The organism is Stenotrophomonas sp. 05L414_2, from assembly GCF_056397905.1.
Genome location: NZ_JBFTOJ010000043.1, coordinates 1 through 26128, shown reverse-complemented (window position 1 = coordinate 26128; position 26128 = coordinate 1). Strand labels below are relative to the sequence as shown.

Sequence of the window (26128 nt, the reverse complement as noted above, 5' to 3'; positions counted from 1 at the left end):
GCAACCTCACGTTGCGCAGGTCCATGAGGTTGCCGGCCAGCGGCCGGCACTACCAGCACTGGTCAGCGCGTCTTCTTCGCCTTGCCCTGCTGCACCGGGCCGAGGTTCTGCTCCAGCCAGCGTTCGCTTTCGGCCAGCATCGTCATGATCGATTCGCGTGCGCGGTAGGCATGCGACTCGTTCGGCAGCATCACCAGGCGGGCGGTGCCGCCCAGCCCCTTCACTGCGGCAAACATGCGTTCGCTCTGCATCGGGAAGGTGCCCGAGTTGTTGTCGTCCACGCCGTGGATGAAGAGGATCGGATCCTTGATCCTGTCGGCGTAATTGAACGGCGCCATCTTCTGGTACACGTCCTGCGCCTGCCAGTAGTTGCGCTCTTCGGCCTGGAAACCAAACGGGGTGAGCGTGCGGTTGTAGGCGCCGCTGCGCGCGATACCGGCCTTGAACAGGCGGGTGTGCGCGAGCAGGTTGGCGGTCATGAACGCACCGTAGGAGTGGCCACCGATGGCGATGTGCTCGCGGTCGGTCACGCCACGCCGCACCACCTCGTCCACTGCGGCCTGCGCATTGGCCACCAACTGTTCGATGTAGGTGTCGTTGGGTTCCTTGTCGCCTTCGCCGATGATCGGCATCGACGGGCTGGCCAGCACCACATAGCCCTTGGCCAGGAACGCCTGCGGGCCCCAGTAGCTGATGGCGTTGAAGCGGTACGGCGAATCGGTCACCTGGCTGGCGGCCGCCGCGCTCTTGAACTCACCCGGGTAGGCCCACATCAGCAGCGGCCGCGGACCATCGCGCTTGGGGTCATAGCCCGGCGGCAGCAGCAGGGTCGCGGTCAGGTCCACGCCGTCCTTGCGCTTGTAGCGGATCTGCTCCTTCTGCACGCCCTTCAGCTGCGGCAGCGGATGGGCGAAATGGGTCAGCGCACGCGGTGCGGCGTTGGTGTCGGCCAGCGACTGCACGTAGAAGTTGGTCGGCTCGTCCGGGCTCTCGCGGCTGATCAGCAGCGAACTGGCCTGCGCATCCAGCAGCGTTACCGGCGCGGCGTAGGTCGGTGCCTGCGAATGGAACAGGCGGGTTGCCTTGCCGCTGGCCACGTCGAAGCGATCAACGAACGGACGGTCGCCTTCCGGCGATGCACCGGCACCGGCCAGGTACAGGCTGCCGCCATCAGCGGTGGTCTGCAGCAGCGAGCGGCCGCGGTCATCACTGGCCATCAGCGGGCGGCCCGGATCGGCGTAGCGGTCCTGCGCGTCGCGATCCCACAGCAGCCTGGCATCGGCGCTGGCGTTGTCCGGTGCGATCAGCCAGGTCTTGCTGCGGCGGGTCTTCCACCACGATTCGTTGAGCAGGGCAAGGTCGCCGCGGCCCCAGCTGATGCCGGCATAGCGGCTGCCGAGCTGGGCCAGGGTCACCGGCGGCGTGTCGAACGGTGCGGCCTGCATGAACACCGCATCGCGCACCTTGGCTTCCCTGTTCGGGTCGCCACCATCCTGCGCTTCGGCCCAGACCAGAGTGGCATCGGCATCGCCACGCCAGCTGATGTCACGCACGCCGGTCACTTCGGCATCGTTGCCGGTCGGCAGGCCTTCCACCAGCGGCCGTACGGCCACGGTATGCACCAGCTTGCCGGTGCTGCGGTCGAGCACTTCGATACGGCGCGGGAAGCTGCTCAGCGGCACCACGTAGGAGTACGGACGCTGCACCGGCTGGCTGAGCACGAAGCGGCCGTCGGGCGACACCGCAAAACCCATGAAAATGCCGGCCGCACCAATGGCACGGCTCTGCCCGTCCAGCCCCACTTCCATCGGTTGGGTGGTGGCGTAGTAATCGAACTGGCGCGCGTCGGCCTCGTTCTTCAGCAGGTCCTGGTAGGTGCGGATGGACACCACGCCACCGCCCTGGCTGGTCTGCTGCACGGCCGGGCCGGTCGGGATGCCATCTGCAGCCGGGGCGGCGCCAAGGTTGGCCGGGCGGGTGAACACCACCAGGCCTCGGCTGTCCGGCAACCACTGGTAGCCACTGCCCAGAACGGTGTTCAGGCCGGCGACCAGGCGACGGGCGCTGCCGCCAGCCACGTCCACCAGCCACAGCTCATTGGCCCCGGTAGCGGCATCGACCTGGTTGAAGGCCAGCCACTTCTGGTCCGGCGACCACGTCAGGCTGGCGATCGACAGCGAGGCCGGCAACCCGCTGATCTGCCGCTCCTTGCCGTCAGCCACATTCATCAACCACAGCTTCTGGCCGAAGCTGAAGCGGCTGTCAGAGAAGGTTTTCGGATTGATGCGCAGGCCCGCGAGTTTCAGCTCCGGCTGCGCCACCACCTGGATCGACGGCAGCGACGGCATCTGCATCAACGCGGCGACATCCCGGCGCGGCGACAGGAACAGCGACGGCGCCCGCGGCGCGTCGACCAYGGCCTGCAGTGCGGCCGAGGGCAGCTCGTAACCGGCCACGCCCTGCGCCTGCGCCGCGGCCGCCTGCGGTGCGGCAGCCCAGGCCTGCGGGACCACCGCCAGCAGGGCCATCGACAGGACCAGGCCAGTCAAGCGCCGGTTGCGGCGTGCGTGCGTGCTCATCATTGTTCCACCTGTTCGCTGCGTGAAGCCCTCGACCTTAACAGGCCATGCACCTCCGCCCATCTGCCGATGGTTGGGTCATCGCCGTGTCACAGCGGAGGCGCGATATAATGGGCATCCTCCCCTGCCGAGGGGCGCTGCGACCGGATCCCTGAGACCGGCCAGGCTCGGCCAGGTGGCTTTGCAACAACGGCGCCCGGCCAGATGCGAGCATCCGCTCGCCCACAACCGGAGCTACTGCATGAATGCTGTTGCCAAGACCTTCTCCACCGAAGGCGATTACAAGATCCGCGACATCACCCTGGCCGACTGGGGCCGCAAGGAACTGGACATCGCCGAGCACGAGATGCCGGGCCTGATGTCCATCCGCCGCAAGTACCAGACCGAGCTGCCGCTGAAGGGCGTGCGCGTGACCGGCTCGCTGCACATGACCATCCAGACCGCGGTGCTGATCGAGACCCTGAAGGACATCGGCGCCGACGTGCGCTGGGCTTCGTGCAACATCTTCTCGACCCAGGACCACGCCGCTGCGGCGATCGCCGCCACCGGCACCCCCGTGTTCGCCTGGAAGGGCGAGTCGCTGGAAGAGTACTGGGACTGCACCCTGGACGCGCTGACCTTCACCCTGCCCGACGGCACCCTGACCGGCCCGGAGCTGGTGGTCGACGACGGCGGTGACGTGACCCTGCTGATCCACAAGGGCTACGAACTGGAAAACGGCAGCACCTGGGTCGACGAAAAGGCCGCTTCGCACGAAGAGCAGGTCATCAAGAACCTGCTCAAGCGCGTGGCCAAGGAGCGCCCGGGTTACTGGGGCCGCGTGGTCAAGGACTGGAAGGGCGTTTCGGAAGAAACCACCACCGGCGTGCACCGCCTGTACCAGCTGGCCCAGGCCGGCACCCTGCTGATCCCGGCGATCAACGTCAACGACTCGGTCACCAAGAGCAAGTTCGACAACCTGTACGGCTGCCGCGAGTCGCTGGCCGATGGCCTCAAGCGCGCGATGGACGTGATGCTGGCCGGCAAGGTCGCCGTGGTCTGCGGCTACGGTGACGTCGGCAAGGGCTGCGCCGCGTCGCTGCGTGCCTACGGCGCGCGCGTGGTGGTCACCGAGATCGATCCGATCTGCGCCCTGCAGGCGGCGATGGAAGGCTTCGAGGTCAACACCATCGAATCCACCCTGGGCCGTGCCGACCTGTACGTCACCACCACCGGCAACAAGGACATCATCCGCATCGAGCACCTGAGCGCGATGAAGGACCAGGCCATCGTCTGCAACATCGGCCACTTCGACAACGAGATCCAGGTCGATGCGCTGGTCGACTTCCCGGGCGTGAAGCACGTCAACATCAAGCCGCAGGTGGACAAGTACATCTTCCCCAACGGCAATGCGATCTTCCTGCTGGCCGAAGGCCGCCTGGTCAACCTCGGCTGCGCCACCGGCCACCCGAGCTTCGTGATGTCCAACTCGTTCGCCAACCAGACCCTGGCCCAGATCGACCTGTGGGCCAACAAGGGCACCTACGAGAACAAGGTGTACCTGCTGCCGAAGAAGCTGGACGAAGAAGTGGCCCGTCTGCACCTGGAAAAGATCGGCGTGAAGCTGACCACCCTGAGCCAGGAACAGGCCGACTACATCGGCGTGCCGGWRGMMGGTCCGTTCAAGCCGGAYCAYTACCGCTACTGATGYCGTGCGCGGGGTCGGATTCCTTTCCGCAGGAAAGGGCTCTGACCCCAGCAACGGATGCACACGGACGGGCGCCTTCGGGCGCCCGTTCTGCATCCGGGCACCCGCCGCCGCGTTCCGCGCGTCCTGTCACAGAGCCCTAAGCAGTCGCTTGCTACGCTCTGTTCCCGCCAACGGCCCGGCGCGGGATGTTGCAATGCCCAGCCCGCCGCGCGGCCGCCACGGCACCCCCGTTCCATGGTTCGCCCCATGCCTGCCGCCCGCAGGCCATGCGCCAGGACGCAGACATCAAAGGATAGACATGCAGCGCAGCAGTGAACGTATGACCCGGGCCATCAAGCCCCTCATGACCCTGTGTTGGGTGGCCCTGCTGGCCGCCTGCACCCCGCCCTCCGGTGAAGCCCAGGCCACGACGCCTGCAGCCGCCACCGAACAGGCCAACACCGACGGCAAGGCGGCCAGCGCCCCGGCAGCGGCCGCCGGCAGCACCGCCTGCGCCAATCCGGCATCGCCGGTGCAGACCCTGATCTGCAACGACCCCGCCCTGTTGAAGCAGGAAGGCGAGCTGGCCAAGGCCGAAGCCGCCGCAAGCCAAACCCTCGATGCCGCCGGCAAGGCCAAGCTGCAGGCCGAGCAGCAGCGCTGGATCCAGCACACGCGCGACCTGTGCAGCGACGCGCACTGCCTGCAACAGGTATCTGCCGACCGCCTCAAGGTACTGTCGGCCACGCGCGACGGTCTGGTCGACCAGGACGCCTGCGAAGTGCCCGACGGCCAGCAGCAGTGCGTGGACATGCTGGTGCTGCGCGACCCCAACAGCCAGCTGGCGACCTTCAACACGCTGCTGGGTGAAAACGGCCAAAAAGGCAGCCTGCTGGGCTGCACGGCGGCAACCAACATCGGCGCCGGCCACAACGCCCTGCTGGCGGCCAACTGCACCCTGGAAACAGCCACCGGCAAGCGCAACGTGCAGCTATGCAGCAACCAGATGGTCGGCCAGTTCGCCATCGAACCGGCACCGGCTGCCTACGGCACCGAGGCCACCCGCCAGCTGCTCGGCTTCACCCAGCAGCACTGCGCCGGCTGACATCAGCCGGGCGGGCACGGCTCCCTTTTCCTCATTGAAGGACGATGACCATGGCAACGGATTCCACTCTCACCCGCGAACAGCTGTCCACGCTGTTCCTCAACACCGAACTGGGCGGCAACACCCGCCACCTGGACCATTTCTCATACGCCCAGGAGGGCACCAGCGCCTACTCGTTCGGCCTGGTGCAGTTCGACGTCGGCGGCAACCCCCAGGCCAGGCGCTTCCTGCGCGACAACGGCTTCACCAACGGTGACATCGAACTGCTGTCCCAGCACGGGGGGCTGAGCACACAGCAGCTGGCCGCGCTCGACGCCAAGCTGCAGGCCATTCCGCAGGCCAACATCGACAAGCTCACCAACGCCAAGCTGGACAGCGCCATCGAGCGCGTCGACGAGGCCATCGCCAAGGTGCGTGCGACCAACCCGGCCGCCGCCGATGCCATCGTGGCAAACCCGGAACTGCAGCTGGCCATGGCCGACTATGACAACCAGTTCGGCAGCATGGGCCCGCAGTTCATCAGCTATCTGGCCGGCAACGCGGAGAAGCTGCAGGGCGGTACCGTCCAGGCCGGCGATCCACCAAGCCGGGCCGACGTGCAGACCTTCGTCGATGCGACCAAATTCGGCATCCAGTCGCCTGCGGCCGTGACCAGCCGCGATCAACGCTTCGACACGGCCATGACCCAGCTGGGCATCACCCCAACCCATGCCCCCTCGCACGGCTCGCCCAGCACACCCGGTGCGTCGGCTGGCAGTGGCGTGCTGGTGAACGGCGCAAAGGGCGATGAGGTGCAGGCCATGCAGCAGAAGCTGGCCGACCTCGGCTACACGGGCAAGGACGGTGCACCGCTGGTGGCCGACGGTCACTTTGGCCCGGGCACCCTGCAGGCGGTCCAGCAGTTCCAGCGCGATCATCAGCTGACGGTGGACGGCAAAGCCGGCAGCGGCACCTTGGGTGCGCTGGAGGCGGCAAGCCAGCAGCATCAGCAGGCCGAATCAGCAGCACCGAGCATGGCCACGCCCGGGCACGCCGACAATCCGCGCTACCAGCAGGTCGTGGAAAAGCTGGAAACGTTGGAACAGCAGCGCAGCCAAGGTGGACTATCGCCGCTGTTCCATGACCGCGGCCAGCTGGAGAATGCCGCTGGACAGGTCGCCTACGAGTCCAAGCTTGTCGGCATGTCACAGGTGGACACCGTGGTGGCGCGCCCCGACGGCCAGGGTGTATTCGCGGTGCAGGGCCAGCTGGGCGATCCTGCAGCGCATCGCACCTACATCGACCTTGCGCAGGCGGTCAGCCAGGATCTGCCATCCAGCACTCGCCAGAGCGAAGCGTTGAACGCCGAACAGACACAACGACAGGCGCAGGAACAGGCACAGGCACAGCAGCCGCTGTCGCGCTGATCTGCGATGGATCGGATCCACGCACAGCGTGGATCCTGTCATCCGGTTCGGTATCCACGCGCGGCGTGGCTCTACTGCATGCGCTGGCGGTCGTCGCCGAGGGCGAGGCGGCACTGTTCGCGGAACGCAAGCTGCCACGCGGGCAGATCAAAGCGCTCGCGCTCCTGGAATGACACCGTCTCGGCGGCCAGCACGTAACAGCGGTTTTGCGACAACCGTAGTGCCGCCTCCCTATCGCCGATCCGCCAACACCGATCGATGCAGGCCTGCATCAACGCATAGTCCGGGTTGTTCCTGGCACCGCCAAAGGCGAAGCCCATCTGCTGCGCCATCGCCACCACCGGATCCGCACCAGCATGCGCCGATTTCAGGATGCGCAGCACACCTGCTTCGGGCACGCCAAAGGCCCAGTTGGCCAGCACGGCCGAGCGCGCCGCGCGCACCGCCAGCTCGGCATTGCGCAACCGCATGTGCTGGCCAGCGAGCATGGCCCAGCCCTTCTGCAGGTCTGGAAAAGCCGCGGTTGCGGCGTCGAGCAGTGGGATCGCAGCGGCGGGCTCGCCCGCTGCTACATGTCCCTGCGCCAACTCGACAAGCCGCAGAGGCGAGTCTGCGTCGTCCACATCATGCGCGCGCGGATCCCACTCGTCGTCATCCCACGCATCCTCGTCCAGCGCACGATTGATGCCCAACCAGTGCGCGAACACGTCCAGCGAAGAATGGCTGTAGACCATCCTGCCCTCGTCATGGAACATCTCGCAGACCAGCGGCAATGCGCCTTCGCGCCCCAATGGCCAGTACAGCCCGAAGCAATCGCCGTTGCCCAACGCGCCTTCGGCGATCGGCAGAAAACCCTGCGGTGGGTACGGGCCCGCTGCCACTTCGGTGTCAAAGGTCAGGTCGTGGAGGTGAGCGGGTGCGCGCATGCTGGAGCCAGGGAAAGCCGACGTGCAGTATCGCAGGGCGCGGCAATAGCCTCGGTCAAGGCAATGCCCGCGCGCGGCGCTACGATATGCCCATGACCCCGGCCATCAACCTGCTCAAGCGCGAGAAGATCGCCCATACCGTGCACAGCTACGTGCACGATGCCCATGCCGAATCCTATGGCGGCGAAGCCGTCGAAAAGCTGGGCCTGGACCCGGCACAGGTATTCAAGACCCTGCTGGCCAGCACCGAAACGCACGAACTGCTCGTTGCCATCGTGCCGGTGGCCGGCCAGCTTGATCTGAAAGCACTGGCCGAGGCGGCCGGCTGCAAGAAGTGCGAGATGGCCGCCGTCGATGCCGCGCAGCGCGCAACCGGCTATCTGGTCGGCGGCATCAGCCCGCTTGGGCAGAAGAAGCGCCTGCGCAGTTTTCTCGACGCCAGCGCGCAGGCACTGCCCACCCTGCACGTCAGCGCGGGACGGCGTGGCCTGGAAGTGGAGCTGGCACCGGCCGACCTGCTGCACCTGACCGGCGGCCACTACGCCGCGATCGGCAGGCCCCGTTGATGCGCTGGCCCTGGTCCACATCGCCGCCACCGCGGCTGGCCGACCCGCAGGCCGATGTGCTGCTGCAGGACCTGCTGTCGCGCGATGCCAGTCGTATCCATGCCGCCAGCAGCAGCCTGGCGCGGTTGTTCAGCGCTACGACGCTGGATGCGCTGGCGCCGCAGACCGAGCGGATCGAGCAGGCCTGCCAGGGCGTGCAGCTTGGCGGTGCGCTGGTCAGCAACGATGTTCACCTGCAAGCCGCACTGCGCCGCCTGCGTTATTGGCGTGAGCGCAAAGGCTGCCTGTGCGCGCTGTATCCGGATTACCTGTTCTTCGACCCACGCCGGCTCATCGAGCAGAGCCATGTGCGGCTGCTGGAACAGGGCGTGGCCGAGGATGGCTGGGGCGACCGCCATCGGGTGGCCTGCACCTGCTGCGGCCAGCACTGGGATGCCACCGACCGTGAGTACCACTACCCGTGGTGGGAGTGGACCTTGCTCGCCATTGATTGAAGCCACGCGTGGCGTGGCTCTACTGCGAAGGCGGATCCACGCCAAGCCTGGTTGTGCCGGCTCCCGCTACGAAAGCCAGGAGAGCACGTCCTTCATTCGTTGAGAGCAAAGGTCACCGGCACGTCCATCACACTCATGGCGGGCAACGCGGGCTGTTGCGCGTCGCGTTGCATGGCCCACGAGCGGAGCCCCTTGGCCGCTGCCGCGTCCAGCACCGCGTGACCACTGGACACGCGTACCACGGCCGCGACAATCCTGCCGTCCTCGTTCACCAGCGCCTTCAGCTGCACTTTGCCCTGCAACCCGTCACGTACAGCCGCAGAGGGGTACTCGGGGAATTCACGCCTCCAGTTGCCGCTGGCCGCAGGGAACAGTGTCGCCTTGGACGACAGCGGGCAGCGCGCAGGGAATCGCAGCACCAGTGACAGCGGCTGCGCGGACGGCTGAGGTTCCGCAGCGGCCTTGCATACCGCCATCGACACCGCTTCCAGCATGCGTTGCTGGCGCACCAGCGCTTCCGCATCCGCAGCCACGACGTGCAGCGTGCAGCGCCCTTGCTGGGCACGCGCCTCCATGCTGCTGACGCCCACATCCTGGATCGATGCCGCGTTGCTCAATCCACCGCATGCGGCGTTGGCATCGTAACGCTGGGCTGAACTCTCGGCTGAACCCAGCAAGGCGCCCAGCGCCACCGCCAACGGCATCCACGTTCTGATCGTCATCGTTGCTTCCTGCTGTGATGGAAACAGCATCGTATCCCGCGGTGGCCGCAGCGGATTTCACATCGCAGTGCGCTGACGCGCATCGCGATGCTGTGTTCTCACGGCCGCCAGTTGGCGTTGTTCTCCCAGAACGCCACCGCGCGCTGATAGGCTTCGCGGTCCAGCGGCACGCCCGAACCACCCTCCTCCACGCCCAGCGCATTGCGCATCATGGTGATCGGCGCCATCGGCACTTCTTCCGGCTCGGCGGTATAGATGCAGCCGACGATGCCCCAGTCCGCATCGATGGGTGAACCTTCCTTGGCCAGCTGCTCGGCGCTGTACAGGATCACCACCAAGTAATTGGCCCGTGGCGATTCCACGCCCTCGAACCAGCGCACCAGCACCGGCAGTTCCTCACGGTTGCGCGCCTCGTAGCCGCTGCGCAGCAGGTGCCGGTTGGCATCGGTGACCGGCACGGTCAGGCAGCGCGTGCTGGTCCAGTTCTCATAGACGAACAGCTTGCAGAACGGTGCATAGCCATCGAGCACCTTCAGCGGCGGGTGCGCGTTGAGATGCGCCTGGAACTGCTCGGCGCTGCAGTCCTGGATGGTGTTGCCGCGCGGTACGCGCGGGAACAGGCGGGGGCGGGCGAAATCGGTGAGGACGATGGACATGGCGCGACGTGATCGAAGAATCCGCTGCACAGGGTAACCGCCACCGGCGGTGCAAGGGGAGCAGGCCGAGAGTCACTGGCATCCGAACCGGACTTGCCCCACCCTGCCTTCGACCCACCGTAGGGATTGCAGGCTCATGGATGCAGCACGCGCGTTGTCCCCTTCCCCTCGATCACACCAACGGCCTCTGCTTAAGGCAGTAGCGGCTGTGCTTCTCGCTCCGCCCCTGCTGTTCGCTGCCGCCCTGATCTGGCCGTTGCCAGCGCCGCCGCCGCCCGATGTCGGCAACAGCCGGGTGATCATCAATGCGCGGGTGGTGGACGTGCAGAACGGCGTTGCCAGCGCGCCCACCACTGTAACGGTGCGCAACGGCACCATCATCGCCATCGGCAATGGCCCCCACGACGCCACCTTGCACGTATTCGACGCCGGTGGCCGCTGGCTGCTGCCTGGCTTCTGGGACATGCATACCCACGCACTGCAGCTGTCTCCGCAACTGCAGTTCCCGTTGATGCTGGCCAACGGCATCACCGGCACCCGCGACATGATGGACTGCCCGCAGCCGACCGATCCGCTGATCGCCTGCGTCGCTGAGAAGCGTCGCTGGAGCGCACAGGCCATCGCTGGCACGTTGACCGCGCCGCGATTCGTGCAGGTGGCAAGCTTCTACTTCGAAGACCCTGCGCTGGCACCACAGGACGCCGTCCGTCGCGCGCGTGAGTACGCCGAGCGCGGCGTGGATGCACTGAAGGTCTACAACCGGCTGCGCCCGGATACCTACCAACGGCTGGCTGCCGAGGCGCGGCAACTGCATCGTCCGCTGGTGGGCCACCTGCCCAGGGCGGTGGCGCTGGAAGAGGCACTGCAGGCCGGACAGCACAGCTTTGAACACGCGCATCTGTTCGTTCGCCACTGCTCCGGCTCCGCAGCTGCATGGCGCAGCGGGACGCTGGAAGGTGAAGACCCGACAGCCTTGGCCGAGCACTTGGTGGACAGCTATGCGCCTGCAAGGTGCAAGGCCGCCTTCGCGCTGATGCAGGCCAGCGGCAGCGCCTTCGTGCCCACTCATGTCACCCGCGAGGAGGATGCCCGCGCGCGCGATCCGGGCTTCATCGATGATCCGCGACTGGCGTACCTCGATCCGCTTTCGCGCTGGGCCTGGCGCGACGACCTGCAGGCCACGGTCACCCGCCATCCAGGCCAACGTGGCGAGCGCGCGCTGCACGCCTATTTCAATCATGGCCTGGCACTGACCGGCGCTGCGCACCGCGCCGGTGTTCCGGTGCTGGTGGGCACCGACACCGGGCTTGGCGGCTTCCGCTATCACGATGAACTGCAACTGCTGCACCAGGCCGGACTCAGCCAAGCCGACGTGCTGCGCGCAGCCACGTTGCACGCCGCACAGCACCTTCGCCTGCAGGCCCGGCATGGCAGTGTCGAGGTCGGCAAAGCGGCCGACCTGGTGCTGCTGGACGGCAATCCTCTGCTGGACATCGGCAACAGCCGGCGCGTGCATGCGGTGCTGCTGGCCGGCCACCTCTACGACCGTCCAAGGCTGGATGCACTGCTGGCCTACTCCCGCGCGCAGGCACGCTCACCTGCGGTGATGGCGCGGCTGCTGTGGGGATTCGTGACCAGCCCGGTCAGCGCGGAACTGTAGCGGCTGCCTTGTTTTACATCCATCTCGATGGAGAGATATACTTCTCCGCACCCGACGCCGCCGCCCGTGCCATGACCACCATCAGCTTCGAGTTCTATCCGCCCAAGACCGACGAACAGCGCACCCAGCTGGACCGTGCCGCGGCCAAGCTGAAGACGTATGCCCCCGAGTACGTGTCCTGTACCTTCGGCGCCGGTGGCTCGACCCTCAGCTACACCTCCGAGACCGTGCGCCATCTCAACCAGCACCACGGCTTCGACGCGGCACCGCACCTGTCCTGCGTGGGCGGTACCCGCCAGGAGATCCGCGAGCTGCTGACGCTGTACCGCGCCATCGGCTGCCAGCGCATCGTCGCCCTGCGTGGCGACCTGCCGTCGGGCATGGGTTTTCCCGGTGACATGCGCTATGCCTCCGAACTGATCGCCTTCATCCGTGCCGAGCACGGTGACGCCTTCCGCATCGAAGTGGGCGCGTATCCGGAAACGCATCCGCAAGCGCAGGACGCCCTGCTCGACCTGAAGCACTTCAAGGCCAAGATCGACGCCGGTGCCAATGCCGCCATCACCCAGTACTTCTTCAACCCGGATGCCTACTTCCACTTCGTCGACGAAGTGCAGCGGCTCGGCGTGCAGGTGCCGATCACCCCGGGCATCATGCCGATCTCCAACTTCAGCCAGCTGCGCCGTTTCTCCGAACAGTGCGGCGCGGAAATCCCGCGCTGGATCAGCCGCAAGATGCAGGCCTACGGTGACGACGCCGAATCGGTGCGCGCCTTCGGCGCCGAAGTGGTGGCCAAGCTGTGCCAGCGCCTGGTCGAAGGCGGCGCACCGGGCCTGCACTTCTACACCTTGAACCTGGCCAAGCCGACGGTCTCGGTACTGAAGCTGCTGCAAGGCTGAAAAGTACGCTGCGTTATCGCAATCGGCGCTACGCTGCGTCGATGAAGCTCGTCCTGTCCCTGTTGCTGGTCCTGCTGCTGCCCGGTGTCTGCGCCGGTGTGCAGGCGCAGACCACGCGCTTGAACCGCTGCACCGATCCGCAGGGGCAAAGTGTCTATAGCGACCGCCCCTGCGACAGCCTGGGCGCGCAGTCCCGGCGGCCACCGCCGGCGCCTTCCGGCAATACCCTGCAGCGCGACAGCCTCGGCAGCAGCTGCCCGCGCCGGCTGAGCGAACTGGTGCAGGCTTTGCACACGGCGGTCGGCATCGGTGATGTGAACCGGCTTTCTTCGCTGTACCTGTGGGGCGCGGTGTCCGATGCCGGCGCACAGCGGATTCTTGGCCAGCTGGAATCGGTGGTGCGGCGGCCGCTGGTGGACGTGGTGCCGGTGTATCCGCGCCAGGATCTGGATGAGGGCCAGGGCATCGCCTCACAGGATCCGGAAACGGTGCCGATGCCGGCTGCACGGCGCCATCCGATCGGGTTGCGGTTGGAGCAGACCCTGCCGGGCAGCGCCACGCGCGCGGCGACCGTGCTTGGGCTGCGGCGGCAGTATGGGTGTTTCTGGATTACGTTGTGAGCGGGTGCTGCTGAACCGCCATCCACGCATGGCGTGGATCTACTGGTCGCTGCGTGGCGTGGGTCTGCTCATCCACGCATGGCGTGGATCTACTTGCTTGCGCCCCTGTGTATCGCGCTACACCGGCCATAGTCCGCGGATGGCGGCGATACCCTGCCCGCCATGCCGGCGTGCCTCGGCCACATGCTGCGGTGTCATGCCGCCGAGCGCATAGATCGGCAGCGAGACCTGGGCGCGCAGCGCGGCGAAGGCCTCCCACCCCAACGGCATTGCATCGGGATGGCTCGCAGTGGCCTGCACCGGCCCCAGCACGGCGAAGTCGCAGCCCAGCCGCTGTGCGGCCAGCAGCTGCTCAAGCCCGTGGCAGGAGGCGGCCACCAGCTGCCCGGGCGGCAGCGGCCGTTCCTGCAGCGACTGCAGCTGCTCGCTGCCCAGGTGCACGCCAACGCCGAGGGTGCGCGCCAGTTCGATATCGCGGTTGAGCAGCCACTGCACACCGCGCCGATGCGCGCGCACGGCCTGCTCGATCACGCCCTGACGCTGCGGATGCTCGGCGGGCAGGCGCAGCTGGATGCGTTGCTGCCCCGAAGCCACGGCCTGCTGCAGCTGGCCGTGCCAACGCTGCAGGCCGCCCTCATCGATGTCCGGCGCAGGGGTGATCAGGTAGCAGTCCGGCTGGCGCAGTGCGGCCACCACCGGCAGGTCGGCCGGCGGCATTGAATAACGGGCCAGCTTGTCCGGCGTCACCCAGGTGATGGCCTGGCCCTCGCGTCCACGCGGGGCGCCCTTCCAGCTGCGCACGTGGCGCACTTCCAGGGTCAGGTCCTTGTCCGGGTAGCGCTGCGGCACGTCCATGATCCACTCGCCCACCTCTGCCTCGATGCCCAGCTCCTCGTGCAGCTCGCGCACCAGCGCCTGTTCGGAGGTCTCACCGGGCTCGCGCTTGCCGCCCGGGAATTCCCAGAGGCCGGCCATGTCGCGGCTTTCGGTACGGCGGTTGAGCAGGATGCGGCCGCGGGCGTCGGTGATGACGGCGGCTACGACGTGGATCGATCGTTTCGGGGAAGGCATGGCCGAAGCATGCCGAAAAGCGGGGCACCGGCGCAATCGCCGGGCGCTTCAAGGCCCAGAACAGGAAAGCCCCGCTTTCGCGGGGCTCTCCGGGGGTCAGCTCAGCTGGCCGTGGCAGTGCTTGTACTTCTTGCCGCTGCCGCACGGGCACGGATCGTTGCGACCGATCTTGGGCTCGTCACGCTGCAGCTGCGCCACGCCCTGCTGGGTGGCCTCCACCTGCGCCGCCTCTTCGTCGGCGCCGTAGCCGCCGGCGTCCTGGTGCTGGAACTGCGACTGGCTCAGGCGGGCTTCCACCTGCTGGCGCTCGGCCGCTTCCAGTGCCTGCACTTCCTCGTCGCTGCGGATGCGCACGCGGGCCAGCAGGGTCACCACTTCGCGCTTGACGTTCTCCAGCATGTCCGAGAACAGCTCGAAGGCTTCCTTCTTGTATTCCTGCTTCGGCTGCTTCTGCGCATAACCGCGCAGGTAGATGCCCTGGCGCAGGTAATCCATGCGTGCCAGGTGCTCCTTCCAGCTCTGGTCGAGCACGGTCAGCATCACGTGCTTCTCCAGCGCGCGCATGGTCTCTTCGCCCACGCCCGCTTCCTTCTCGGCGAAGTGCTGGTTGATGCGCTCCTGCACCTTGGCGGTGATGCCTTCGGCATCCAGCTCCTCGTGCGACTTGACCAGATCGGTCAGCGACATGTCCACACCGAAGTCCGACTGCAGGGTGGCTTCCAGGCCACGCAGGTCCCACTGCTCGTCCACCGAGTTCGGCGGCACGAAGCGGGCAACGATGTCGAAGATCACGTCGTCGCGGATGCCATCGACGTTGTCCTTCACCGAGTCGGCGTCCAGCAGTTCGTCGCGCTGGGCGTAGATCACCTTGCGCTGGTCGTTGTTGACGTCGTCGAAATCCAGCAGGTTCTTGCGGATGTCGAAGTTGTGGGCCTCGACCTTGCGCTGCGCCTTTTCAATCTGGCGGCTGACCAGGCGGTCTTCGATGACGTCGTCTTCCTTCATGCCCATCATGCGCATGGCCTTCTGCACCCAGTCGGAGGCGAAGATGCGCATCAGGTTGTCTTCCAGCGACAGGTAGAAACGGGACGAGCCCGGATCACCCTGGCGGCCCGAACGGCCACGCAGCTGGTTGTCGATACGACGCGATTCGTGGCGTTCGGTGCCGACGATGTGCAGGCCGCCGGCCGCCTTGACCGCGTCATGGCGCTTCTGCCACTCGGCCTTGATCGCGGCCTTCTGCTCGTCGGTCGCGCCTTCACCCAGCTCGTGGATTTCCGCTTCCAGCGAACCGCCCAGCACGATGTCGGTACCACGACCGGCCATGTTGGTGGCGATGGTCACGGCGGCCGGACGACCGGCGTTGGCAACGATGGTCGCTTCGCGGTCGTGCTGCTTGGCGTTGAGCACTTCGTGCTTCACACCCGCCTTGCGCAGGTGCTCGGACAGCATTTCCGAGGTTTCGATCGAGGTGGTACCCACCAGCACCGGCTGGCCGCGCTTGGCGCACTCTTCGATGTCGGCCAGCACCGCATTGAACTTGCCCTTGCGGTTGAGGAACACCTGGTCCGGGCTGTCCTTGCGGATGGTCGGGCGGTTGGTCGGGATCACCACCACTTCCAGGCCATAGATGCTCTGGAATTCGAACGCTTCGGTATCGGCCGTACCGGTCATGCCGGACAGCTTCTTGTACATGCGGAACAGGTTCTGGAAGGTGATGCTGGCCAGCGTCTGGTTCTCGCGCTGGACCGGCACGCCTTCCTTCGCTTCCACCGCCTGGTGCAGGCCATCGGACCAGCGGCGGCCGGCCAGGGTACGGCCGGTGAATTCGTCGACGATGACCACTTCGCCATCGCGCACGATGTAGTCCACATCGCGCTGGTAGATGGCGTGCGCGCGCAGGGCGGCGTTGAGGTGGTGGACCACGGTCAGGTTCTGCGCCGCGTACAGGCCTTCGGTCTCGGCATCGAGGATGCCCGCTTCCACCAGCAGCTGTTCGGCGTGCTCCATGCCCGCCTCGGACAGGTGCACCTGCTTGCCCTTCTCATCGACCCAGAAGTCGCCTTCGCCGTCTTCCGCTTCCTGCTTGACCAGGTTCGGCACGATGCGGTTGACGCGGATGTACAGCTCCGGGGAATCGTCGGCCGGGCCGGAGATGATCAGCGGGGTACGCGCTTCGTCGATCAGGATGGAGTCGACTTCGTCGACGATGGCGTAGTGCAGGCCGCGCTGGTAGCGGTCAGCCTTGGACAGCGCCATGTTGTCGCGCAGGTAGTCGAARCCGAATTCGTTGTTGGTGCCGTAGGTGATGTCCGAACCATAGGCTTCGCGCTTGTCGCTGTGCGGCATGCCCGGGTAGACCACGCCCACGCTCAGGCCCAGCCAGTTGTACAGCTTGCCCATCTGCGCGGCATCGCGGCGGGCCAGGTAGTCGTTCACGGTGACCACGTGCACGCCCTTGCCTTCCAGCGCGTTGAGGTACACCGGCAGGGTCGCCACCAGGGTCTTGCCTTCACCGGTGCGCATTTCTGCGATCTTGCCCAGGTGAAGCACCATGCCGCCGATCAGCTGCACGTCGTAGTGGCGCATGCCCAGCACGCGGCGACCGGCCTCGCGGCAGACCGCGAACGCTTCGGGCAACACCTTGTCCAGGGCTTCACCACCGGCGATGCGCTGCTTGAATTCCGGCGTCTTGGCCTGCAGCTGCTCGTCGGAAAGCTTCTCGATCTCCGGCTCCAGCGCATTGATCTTGGCGACGATGCGGTTGAGCTGGCGCAGCTGTCGTTCATTACGACTGCCAAATACGCGGGTAAGCAGGCTGTTGATCATTGARGGAACCGGGTTGGATGGAAATGCCGCACGGCTCCGGGAAGGATCCGTCCGCCGCAAACGAATCAGGGCGCCTGGCGCCCTGTCGATGGCAACACCCATTGTAGCTTGGGATGGGCCGCTGGGGTTTCAACCCTGTGGCGGCATTGGCATCCGAACATTCCGGTAGTGCCGGCCGCTGGCCGGCAATCCGCGATGTTGCCGAAGATCATGAGGTTGCCGGCCAGCGGCCGGCACTACCGCCCCCGGAGTACGGGGGCCCGATTCAACCGCGGGTGATGCGCCCGACCGGGGTATTGCCGCCATCGCCGAGGAACTTGCGCGGGTTGACCACGTTGCCGTTCTCCCACACCTCGAAGTGCACGTGGGCGCCGGTCGAACGACCGGTGGAACCGGCCTTGGCCACTTCCTGGCCGGCACGGACGAGGTCGCCGACCTTCACCACCAGGCGCGAATTGTGCGCGTAGCGGGTGACGTAGCCGTTGCCGTGGTCCACATCGACCACGTTGCCGTAGCCGCCCTTGACCCCGGAGAAGCTGACCACGCCGTCGGCCACCGACATCACCGGGTCACCGACGCGGGCGTGGAAGTCCATGCCCTTGTGGGTGGCGGCACCGCGACCGAACGGGTCGGCACGGGTACCGAAGCCGGACGTGACGTAGCTGTTGCGGATCGGCATGCGCGAAGGCACGGCGTTCTGCTGCAGCTGGTGGTCGAACATCAGCGATTCCATCACCGACAACTGGCGGCCTGAAGCAGCGAAGCGCTGCTCCAGCACCTGTAAGTCGGCGTTGACGTCCTTCACCGGGATGTCGGCGGTCGGGCCGCCGGCATCGCCGTCACCGAGGCCGGGGGTCTCGTTGAAATCGAATTCGCCGTCTTCCAGCTTGCCCATCTGGGTCAGTCGCTCGCCCAGGGCGTTCAGGCGGGTGGCCTGCGCCTGCAGCTCGCCGAGGCGGGCAGCCAGCGCGTTGACCTGGGTCTGCGCATCACGCTGGACCTTGGCCAGTTCGGCCTCCTGGCGGTCGACCTTGGCCTGCAGGCGCGAGTCATTGAGCGCGCTGACGCCAATTCCACCGGCAAGGCCGATAATGCAACCTGCGCCGAGCACGCTGCCCAGCAGGGCTCGGGGGCGGTCCTCGAAGTAGAACCGCAAACGCGTGAGCGCCGATTTGGCCTGTCCTTCACGCGTTTTGATTACGATCTTTTTGAATGCCATCAGTGAGTTTTCATGTCTGAGCCGAAATCCAGCGTTCGTCCCGCATCCCGACCGAAACCGGCCCTGGATGCAGTGATGGCGGACAAAAGCGGGAACCCGCTGCGGCGTGCCCTATGGCTCGACGCGCTGGACCGTCAGTTGCGCCCCCAGTTGCCGCCACCTCTGCGCAGCCGTTGCCGGCTGGCCAATGTGGACGGGGAACACCTCGTTTTTCTCGTCGAGTCCCCGGTCTGGCATGCCAAGTTGCGGCTTGCCGAAGCCCAGTTGCTCGACGCGGCCCGGTCCATCGGGCTGAAGGCCACCAAGGTGACCGTCAAGACTGCGTCTCCCACTCCCACGCGCTCCCCAGCGCTCGACAACCGGAATGGACCCCACGCAGTTTCAGCCGCCACGCACAAAGGGCTACGCGACGCCTTGGCAGCTCTGCAGGACCTTCCTTCGAAACCGAAGCGGGAAACCTGAAAGCAGCGGAGCGTCCTGCTCCACTCCCCGTCGCGCGTGTCACCGCAGCGTGAAACATTTCGGGGGCCGGGTCGCATCCTAGCTGGCCGCGGTGGGCCAGTCGTTAGATTGTTGTTARAACAACGTTAAATTCAGGCTTCGGATCCAACAGGTTCACAAAACCGTGACCTCGGCCCGGCCGTCGCGTCACCAACTGCGCCAGTGCGTCAAACAACGCCGGAAACGCAGACGCCGCCCTGGAAGGCGGCGTTTTTGCATTGAAATTCAACAGCTTGTGAAATCAGGCATAGGCCGGCGTGGCGTACACCACCGGGTCCGGCACGGCCGGCGAGTCGTAAGTGACCCATTCCCAGGCGGTGGCATCGGCCATCAGCGCCCGCACCAGCTTGTTGTTGAGCGCGTGGCCGGACTTGAAGCCCTCGTAGGCACCCAGCACCTGGCCGCCGGCCAGATAGAGGTCGCCGATCGCGTCAAGAATCTTGTGGCGCACGAATTCGTCGGCGTAGCGCAGGCCGTCTTCGTTGAGCACGCGGAACTCGTCGAGCACGATGGCGTTGTCCATCGAACCGCCCAGGCCGAGATTGCGCTCGCGCATGTATTCCAGGTCGCGCATGAAGCCGAAGGTGCGCGCGCGGGAGATTTCCTTGGTGTAGGCCATCGTCGAGAACTCGATTTCCTGGCGCGACTGCTTGGCCGGGATCATCGGGTGGTCGAACTGGATGGTGAAGCCCAGCTTGTACCCCTCGTACGGGGTAAAGCGGGCCATCTTGTCGCCCTCGGTCACTTCCACGGTCTTCAGCACGCGGATGAAGCGCTTGGGCGCATCCTGTTCGACGATGCCTGCCGACTGCAGCAGGAACACGAACGGGCCGGACGAACCGTCCATGATCGGCAGCTCGGCCGAGGACAGTTCGACGATGATGTTGTCCACACCCAGGCCGGCCAGGGCCGACATCAGGTGCTCGACGGTCTGGATCTTGGCGTCGTTGCAGGTCAGGCCGGTGCACAGGGTCACTTCGGTGACCAGTTCGGCCTTCGCAGGCACTTCCACTACCGGGTCCAGGTCCACGCGCCGGAACACGATGCCATGGTTGACCGGCGCCGGGCGCAGGGTCATGTAGACCTTGTCGCCGCTGTGCAGGCCTACACCGGTGGCGCGGATCGTGTTCTTGAGGGTGCGTTGCTGGATCATGGGGGACGACCGGAAGTGACACAGTAGATTAACACGCAGGGTCCCCTACCCCGGCTGAAACGCCGGTGGGACGCGCGTGAAGCAGGGCGGCCGGGCCCATCCTGGCCCGGCGCCCGCGTTTTCAGGACATGGTGGCGCAACCCGGGGGGGACAAGCCCCGGGCAGCGTCGATCAGTCCGCCTGGCGGCGCAGGAACGCCGGGATGTCCAGGTAATCGTTCGGCAGTTCCGCCGCGGCCGGGGCCGAGGAGGCCGGAGCCGACGGGGTGGAAGCTGCCACGCTGTCGCTGCTGGCACGACGCAGACCCAGGCCCATGCCGCCGACGGCCTTGGACACCGCATCGCCGCCGTTGTCGAACTCGCCGAACTCCGGCTGGCCGGTGGTGGCGTTGCGGACCAGCTTGATCGGTGCACGCTCGCCCGGACGCTGGGTCTTGCTGGCCGAGACGCGGTTCAGGCCCGTGGCGACCACGGTCACGCGCACTTCGTCCTGCATGTCCGGATCGAGCACGGTACCCACCACCACGGTCGCGTCTTCCGAAGCGAAGCCGTCGATGGTGCGGCCGATCTCGTCGAACTCGGCCATGGTGAAGTCGGCACCGGCGGTGATGTTGACCAGGATGCCGTTGGCGCCAGCCAGGTTCACATCGTCCAGCAGCGGGTTCTGGATGGCCGACTCGGCCGCGGCCTGCGCGCGGTCATCGCCGCGGGCGGTACCGGTACCCATCATCGCCAGGCCCATTTCGGACATGACGGTGCGCACGTCGGCGAAGTCGACGTTGATCAGGCCCGGACGCACGATCAGGTCGGCGATGCCCTGCACGGCGCCCTGCAGCACGTCGTTGGCGGCACGGAAGGCCTGGATCATGGTCGCGTTGCGACCCAGCACGGTGATCAGCTTCTCGTTGGGGATGGTGATCAGCGAGTCGCAGTGCTGGCTCAGTTCTTCAATGCCCTTCAGCGCGACCTGCATGCGGCGGCGGCCTTCGAACGGGAACGGCTTGGTGACCACGGCCACGGTCAGGATGCCCATTTCCTTGGCCAGCTGTGCCACCACCGGCGCAGCGCCGGTACCGGTGCCACCGCCCATGCCAGCGGTGATGAACACCATGTCCGCGCCCTGCAGCGCGTCCATGATGCGCTCACGGTCTTCCAGCGCAGCCTGGCGGCCGACTTCCGGATTCGCGCCTGCGCCCAGGCCCTTGGTGACATTGGTACCCAGCTGCAGCTGCAGCTTGGCACCACAATTCTTGATGGCCTGCGAGTCGGTGTTGGCAGTGATGAATTCCACGCCATCCACTGCCGAGTTGACCATGTGCGCCACGGCATTGCCGCCGCCGCCGCCCACGCCAACCACCTTGATCACCGCATTGGGTGCCATCTTTTCGATCAGTTCAAAATGCGCCATGTCCGTGTCCTCGTTGTATCCGCTTTCGATTGCATGGGCGTTCGGGCGTCCTGCCTTCGTGCTGCATGCCGTCGTTGCGGCTGTGTGGGTTATGTGTGTTGCCGGTGTAGCGTCGTGTTGCCGGTGTTGCAGCCGGGCTGCGCCCGGGTGGTACAGGTGCCGCGTCAGAATTCGCCGCGGAACCAGGTCTTGAGTTTCTTGAACATGCTTCCGGCGCGGCCGGTCGGCAGCGACGGCCGGCGCGGATGCTCGATCTGGCTGCCCATCAGCAGCAGGCCCACGCCGGTGGCATGCACCGGGTTGCCCACCACTTCGCCCAGGCCGGTAACGTGCTGCGGGATGCCCACGCGTACCGGCATCTGCAGCATTTCCTCGGCCAGTTCGACCACGCCTTCCATCTTCGAGGCACCACCGGTCAGCACCATGCCGGCGCGCACCAGTTCCTCGAACCCGGAGCGGCGCAGTTCGGCCTGCACCATTTCGAAGATCTCTTCGTAGCGGCCCTGCACTGCCTGCGCCAGCGCGTGGCGCGGCATGCGGCGCGGCGGACGATCACCGACCGACGGCACCTGGATGCTTTCCTCGGCGGTAGCCAGCTGGGCCAGGGCGCATGCATAGCGCACCTTGATCTGCTCGGCTTCCGGGGTCGGCGTGCGCAGCATGTGCGCGATGTCGTTGGTCACGTGGTCGCCGGCGATCGGCAGCGAGGCGGTATGACAGATCGCGCCCTGCACGAACACTGCGATGTCGGTGGTGCCGGCGCCCATGTCGACCAGCACCACGCCCAGTTCGCGCTCGTCGGCGGTCAGCACCGCCACGCTGGACGCCAGCGAGGACAGCACCAGATCGTCCACCTGCAGGCCGCAGCGCTGCACGCACTTGCTGATGTTGGCCGCAGCCGACTGCGCGCACACCACCAGGTGCGCATGCACCTCCAGGCGCACGCCGGTCATGCCGACGGGGTTGCGGATGCCTTCCTGCGAATCATCCAGCACGTACTCGCGCGGGATCGCATGCAGGATCTTCTGGTCGGCCGGAATCGCCACTGCCTTGGCCGCATCGAGCACGCGATCCAGGTCGCCCCAGGTCACTTCGCCGTCGCGGATCGGCACGATGCCGGGCGAGTTCTTGCACTGCACGTGGTTGCCGGAAATGGAGGCATACACCGAGCGGATCTCGCAGCCGGCCATCAGCTCGGCTTCTTCGACCGCACGCTGGATCGACTGCACGGTCGATTCGATATCCACCACCACGCCGCGCTTGAGGCCGCGCGACTCATGGGAGCCGATGCCGATCACTTCGATCGGGTTGCCCGGCGAATACTCGCCCACCAGCGCCACCACCTTGGAGGTGCCGATATCCAGGCCGACGATCAGCGATTTGTCACCCTTGCGATTCATGTTCTTTCCTGCGTCCTTCTTGCCGGGGTGCCCGGTGCATTGGCGGGGGCGGCCGGAGTGCCCCAGCTCAGCGTGAAACCATTGGTATATCGGAGGTCGGCGCGCTCGATCGGCGCGGCCTGGTTGGCCAGCTGCGGCAGCACGCGCACGAAGCGCTGCAGGCGCGAGCGGGCATCGTCGCGGCCGACCACCACTTCAGTGCCGTTGCTCAGCAGCAGCGACCAGCTGCCGCGCGCGTCCATCGTCAGCCGGCGCACGTCGACGCCTGCCGGCGCGAACAGCGCGCGCGAATCGTTGTACAGCTTGACCACTTCCTCGGTCTGGCTGTCCGGGCCATCCAGCTCGGGCAGCTGCAGGTCGGCCAGCTTCTTCGGCGTGGGGAACAGCTTGCCCTGCTCGGACAGCAGGCGATCTTCGCCCCAGCGCGCGAACGGCTTGTGCTCGACCAGCGTCACTTCCAGCACGTCCGGCCACTGCTTGCGCACCTGCGCGCTTTCCACCCACGGCAGTTTTTCCAGTGCGTCCTGCGCGTCCTGCAGCTTGACCGCGAAGAAGCCGGCATGCGCATACGGCAGCAGCACCTGCTGCAGCTGTTCCGGCGGCACCCGCTTGAACTCACCGTGCACGCGCAGCTTCGCCAGCGGCCAGCGCTCGGCGCCGACCCAGCCATTGACCACGGCCACCACCGGCAGTGCAACCACCGACAGTGCCAACAGCCAGACGAAGATGCGCAGCACCGCGTTCATGCGTGCGATGCCTCCAGGGTCTGTTCCAGCACGCGCCACACCAGCTCTTCGAAGCTGATACCGGCCTGCCCGGCCGCCTTGGGCACCAGCGAGTGGCTGGTCATGCCCGGCGCGGTGTTCACTTCCAGCAGGAAGAAGCGGCCGCTGGTGCGGTCACGCATCACGTCGACGCGACCCCAGCCACGGCAACCGGCCGCGCGGAAGGCAGCCAGCGCGATGCGGCGGATCTCGTCTTCGTCATCACCGTCCAGGCCCGGGCACAGGTACTGGGTGTCYTCGGCGATGTAYTTGGCGTTGTAGTCGTACCACTGGCCCTTGGGCACGATGCGGATCGACGGCAGCGCMWSGTCGCCSAGGATSGCCACGGTCAGTTCGTCACCGACCACCATCTGTTCCATCAGCAGCTGGCCGTCGTAACGCGCGGCCAGGGCCACGGCGTCGTCCAGGCCGGCGTCGTCGGTGACCCGGCTGATGCCCACGCTGGAGCCTTCGTTGGCCGGCTTGACCACCACCGGCAGGCCGAGCTCGGCCGCAAGCGCGTGGACATTCTTTTCGGCCGCTCCCGGCATCCTGCCTCCCGTGGCACTCGTACCTCCGTGTACTTCGCGGTACTGCGGGGTCGGCAGGCCCAGTGACAGCCACACCTGCTTGGTGCGGATCTTGTCCATGCTCAACGCCGAGCCCAGCACGTTGGAGCCRGTGTACGGCACGCCGAAGGCCTCCATCAGGCCCTGTACGATGCCGTCCTCACCACCACCATTGTGGCCGTGCAGGATGTTGAACACGCGATCGATGCCGCCGGCCGCCAGCGCCTTGGCCAGCGCCGGAATGCCATCGATGGCGACGGCGTCGACGCCGCGCGACTGCAGCGCTTCGAGTACGTTGCGGCCCGAATCCAGCGACACTTCGCGTTCGCTGGAGCTGCCACCGAGCAGCACGGCGACGCGGCCGAACGCGGCCGGGTCGGTGCTGCGCAGCGGCGGGAAGGTCAGCGTGCTCACGCCTCGCCCTCCGCCTTGAAGCCTTCCACGGCAATGTGGCTGGCGACGGCGCCGATGTCGCCGGCACCCATCATCAGCAGCAGGTCACCGTCCTGCAGCACGTCCGGCAGCACGGTGGCCAGCTCGGATGCCTTGCCGACCACCACCGGCTCGCTGCGGCCACGTGCACGGATGGCGCGGGCCAGTGCATGCGAATCGGCGCCAGCGATCGGCTCTTCACCGGCCGGGTAGACCTCGCTCAGCACCAGTGCATCGACACTGGACAGCACCGCGGCGAACTTGTCGAACTGATCACGGGTACGGCTGTAGCGGTGCGGCTGGAAGGCGACCACCAGGCGCTTGTCGGCCCAGCCGCCACGCGCGGCGGCGAACACCGCTTCCAGCTCGCTCGGATGGTGGCCGTAGTCGTCGATGATGCGGACCTTGGCACCGCTGGCGGTGGTCACTTCGCCCAGGTCATTGAAGCGGCGACCGACGCCAGCGAAGCTGGCCAGCGCACGCGCGATCGTGTCCGGGGCCACGCCCAGCTGCCAGCCCACCGCCGCAGCGGCCAGCGCGTTGAGCACGTTGTGCTTGCCCGGCAGCGCCAGTACCACTTCCTGGCTGGTGCCCTGCGGCAGGCGCAGGGTGAAGCGCATGCGCGAACCTTCCTGCACCACGTTCTCGGCGCGCACGTCGGCCTGCGGGCTCATGCCGTAGCTCATCACGTGGCGCGGGGTCTTGGCGGCCAGTGCGGCCACTTCCGGATCGTCGATGCACAGCACTGCCAGGCCGTAGAACGGCAGGCGCTGCAGGAACTCGGCGAACGCTGCCTGCACGCGGGCGAAATCGTTGCCGTAGTTCTCCAGATGATCGGAATCGATGTTGGTGATGATCGACATCAACGGATTCAGGCGCAGGAAGCTGCCGTCGCTCTCGTCGGCCTCGGCCACCAGCCACTGGCCACCACCGAGCTTGGCGTTGGCACCGGCAGCCAGCAGCTGGCCACCGATCACGAAGGTCGGGTCCAGCCCACCCTCGCTCAGCACCGCAGCGGTCAGGCTGGTGGTGGTGGTCTTGCCGTGGGTGCCGGCCACGGCGATGCCGCGACGGAAGCGCATCAGTTCGGCCAGCATCGCCGCGCGCGGCATGATCGGAATGCGCTGGCTGCGCGCTTCCATCAGCTCCGGGTTGTCTTCGCGGATCGCGCTGGAGACCACCACGCAGTCGGTGCCCAGCACGTTGGCGGCCGAGTGGCCGCGCATGATGCGCGCGCCCAGGCCGGCCAAGCGGCGGGTCGCGACGTTGTCGGCGTTGTCCGAACCGGACACTTCGTAGCCCAGCGTCAGCATCACTTCGGCGATGCCGCTCATGCCGGTGCCGCCGATGCCGACGAAATGCACGCGCGGGAACGCGCGCACCAGATCGTTGGTGTCATGCAGGCGGCGGATCATGCGCGGCCTCGCGCAGGGCAGGCGCTGGAGCGTGCCTTCTTCATACAGCTTCCTCGAGAATGATAT

21 protein-coding genes, 1 pseudogene and 1 riboswitch are annotated in these 26128 nt (G+C 66.6%); of the genes and pseudogenes, 9 read left to right on the top strand and 13 right to left on the bottom strand.

Features of this window, described 5'->3' with window-relative positions; translation table 11 throughout:
- Nucleotides 1-62: 62 nt before the first annotated feature.
- Entirely contained in the window at nt 63-2579 is a 2517-nt protein-coding gene (locus AC1DJN_RS08335) for a S9 family peptidase (RefSeq protein WP_478039070.1), read from the bottom strand.
- 123 nt (nt 2580-2702) lie between these two features.
- Nucleotides 2703-2784: riboswitch (S-adenosyl-L-homocysteine riboswitch) on the top strand.
- 36 nt (nt 2785-2820) lie between these two features.
- Between AC1DJN_RS08335 and ahcY the strand changes: the two genes are divergently transcribed.
- From ahcY to AC1DJN_RS08320, 3 genes are all read left to right on the top strand, one after another.
- Entirely contained in the window at nt 2821-4266 is a 1446-nt protein-coding gene (gene ahcY / locus AC1DJN_RS08330; protein WP_478039069.1) for an adenosylhomocysteinase, read from the top strand.
- A gap of 346 nt (nt 4267-4612) precedes the next feature.
- Nucleotides 4613-5353: a lysozyme inhibitor LprI family protein gene (locus AC1DJN_RS08325; RefSeq protein ID WP_238492693.1), complete on the top strand. Its 741-nt coding sequence runs from the start codon at nt 4613-4615 to the stop codon at nt 5351-5353.
- A gap of 50 nt (nt 5354-5403) precedes the next feature.
- Nucleotides 5404-6759: a peptidoglycan-binding protein gene (locus tag AC1DJN_RS08320; RefSeq protein WP_312962715.1), complete on the top strand. Its 1356-nt coding sequence runs from the start codon at nt 5404-5406 to the stop codon at nt 6757-6759.
- A gap of 71 nt (nt 6760-6830) precedes the next feature.
- Here the strand turns inward: AC1DJN_RS08320 and AC1DJN_RS08315 are convergent, their stop codons facing one another.
- Nucleotides 6831-7685, bottom strand: a complete 855-nt coding sequence (locus AC1DJN_RS08315; protein ID WP_312962713.1) for a hypothetical protein — start codon at nt 7683-7685, stop codon at nt 6831-6833.
- A gap of 92 nt (nt 7686-7777) precedes the next feature.
- Here AC1DJN_RS08315 and ybaK point away from each other — a divergent pair, with 92 nt between their 5' ends.
- On the top strand, nt 7778-8251 hold the full coding sequence (gene ybaK, locus AC1DJN_RS08310; protein WP_025876549.1) for a Cys-tRNA(Pro) deacylase: 474 nt from the start codon (nt 7778-7780) through the stop codon (nt 8249-8251).
- Nucleotides 8251-8745, top strand: coding sequence for a hypothetical protein (locus AC1DJN_RS08305; protein WP_282280495.1), 495 nt, complete (start codon nt 8251-8253; stop codon nt 8743-8745). Before ybaK ends, AC1DJN_RS08305 begins: the two co-directional genes overlap by 1 nt.
- Nucleotides 8746-8837: 92 nt before the next feature.
- On the opposite strand, the gene AC1DJN_RS08300 is transcribed toward AC1DJN_RS08305, so the two are convergent.
- Nucleotides 8838-9467 (bottom strand): energy transducer TonB, encoded by a 630-nt coding sequence (locus AC1DJN_RS08300; RefSeq protein WP_312962710.1) that lies wholly within the window; start codon nt 9465-9467, stop codon nt 8838-8840.
- A 98-nt stretch (nt 9468-9565) separates the two neighbouring features.
- Entirely contained in the window at nt 9566-10123 is a 558-nt protein-coding gene (locus AC1DJN_RS08295) for a DUF3228 family protein (RefSeq protein ID WP_025876554.1), read from the bottom strand.
- A 136-nt stretch (nt 10124-10259) separates the two neighbouring features.
- Here AC1DJN_RS08295 and AC1DJN_RS08290 point away from each other — a divergent pair, with 136 nt between their 5' ends.
- The 3 genes from AC1DJN_RS08290 (at nt 10260) to AC1DJN_RS08280 (ending at nt 13302) form a co-directional block, all read left to right on the top strand.
- Nucleotides 10260-11783, top strand: a complete 1524-nt coding sequence (locus tag AC1DJN_RS08290) for an amidohydrolase family protein (protein ID WP_478013617.1) — start codon at nt 10260-10262, stop codon at nt 11781-11783.
- A 71-nt stretch (nt 11784-11854) separates the two neighbouring features.
- A complete protein-coding gene (gene metF, locus AC1DJN_RS08285; protein WP_442252261.1) occupies nt 11855-12682 on the top strand; it encodes a methylenetetrahydrofolate reductase [NAD(P)H] in 828 nt (275 codons plus the stop codon).
- 41 nt (nt 12683-12723) lie between these two features.
- A complete protein-coding gene (locus tag AC1DJN_RS08280) occupies nt 12724-13302 on the top strand; it encodes a DUF4124 domain-containing protein (RefSeq protein WP_442252260.1) in 579 nt (192 codons plus the stop codon).
- 117 nt (nt 13303-13419) lie between these two features.
- Here the strand turns inward: AC1DJN_RS08280 and AC1DJN_RS08275 are convergent, their stop codons facing one another.
- The 3 genes from AC1DJN_RS08275 to AC1DJN_RS08265 form a co-directional block, all read right to left on the bottom strand.
- A complete protein-coding gene (locus AC1DJN_RS08275) occupies nt 13420-14373 on the bottom strand; it encodes a Nudix family hydrolase (protein WP_032974911.1) in 954 nt (317 codons plus the stop codon).
- Nucleotides 14374-14469: 96 nt separating this feature from the next.
- Complete coding sequence (gene secA, locus AC1DJN_RS08270) at nt 14470-17202, bottom strand: preprotein translocase subunit SecA (RefSeq protein WP_313116358.1); 2733 nt, start codon at nt 17200-17202, stop codon at nt 14470-14472.
- Between the two features lie 265 nt (nt 17203-17467).
- Nucleotides 17468-18421: a M23 family metallopeptidase gene (locus AC1DJN_RS08265; protein ID WP_025876571.1), complete on the bottom strand. Its 954-nt coding sequence runs from the start codon at nt 18419-18421 to the stop codon at nt 17468-17470.
- A 12-nt stretch (nt 18422-18433) separates the two neighbouring features.
- On the opposite strand from AC1DJN_RS08265, the gene AC1DJN_RS08260 reads away from it, so the two are divergent.
- Entirely contained in the window at nt 18434-18883 is a 450-nt protein-coding gene (locus tag AC1DJN_RS08260; protein ID WP_025876573.1) for a DciA family protein, read from the top strand.
- Between the two features lie 280 nt (nt 18884-19163).
- Here the strand turns inward: AC1DJN_RS08260 and lpxC are convergent, their stop codons facing one another.
- The 6 genes and pseudogenes from lpxC to murC form a co-directional block, all read right to left on the bottom strand.
- Nucleotides 19164-20075, bottom strand: a complete 912-nt coding sequence (gene lpxC / locus AC1DJN_RS08255; RefSeq protein WP_025876575.1) for a UDP-3-O-acyl-N-acetylglucosamine deacetylase — start codon at nt 20073-20075, stop codon at nt 19164-19166.
- Between the two features lie 171 nt (nt 20076-20246).
- Nucleotides 20247-21482 carry a cell division protein FtsZ gene (gene ftsZ / locus AC1DJN_RS08250; protein ID WP_025876577.1) on the bottom strand — a complete coding sequence of 412 codons (1236 nt, stop codon included), beginning with the start codon at nt 21480-21482 and terminating at the stop codon, nt 20247-20249.
- Between the two features lie 164 nt (nt 21483-21646).
- Nucleotides 21647-22882, bottom strand: coding sequence for a cell division protein FtsA (ftsA, locus tag AC1DJN_RS08245; protein ID WP_025876580.1), 1236 nt, complete (start codon nt 22880-22882; stop codon nt 21647-21649).
- Between the two features lie 68 nt (nt 22883-22950).
- Nucleotides 22951-23628 (bottom strand): annotated as a pseudogene (locus AC1DJN_RS08240) (cell division protein FtsQ/DivIB); the annotation flags it as partial.
- On the bottom strand, nt 23625-24629 hold the full coding sequence (locus AC1DJN_RS08235) for a D-alanine--D-alanine ligase (RefSeq protein ID WP_478039068.1): 1005 nt from the start codon (nt 24627-24629) through the stop codon (nt 23625-23627). The gene AC1DJN_RS08235 and the pseudogene AC1DJN_RS08240, both read right to left, overlap by 4 nt.
- The gene (murC, locus tag AC1DJN_RS08230; RefSeq protein WP_025876586.1) at nt 24626-26062 is read right to left on the bottom strand and encodes a UDP-N-acetylmuramate--L-alanine ligase; all 1437 of its coding nucleotides are present in this window, start codon (nt 26060-26062) and stop codon (nt 24626-24628) included. Before murC ends, AC1DJN_RS08235 begins: the two co-directional genes overlap by 4 nt.
- Nucleotides 26063-26128 lie beyond the last annotated feature (66 nt).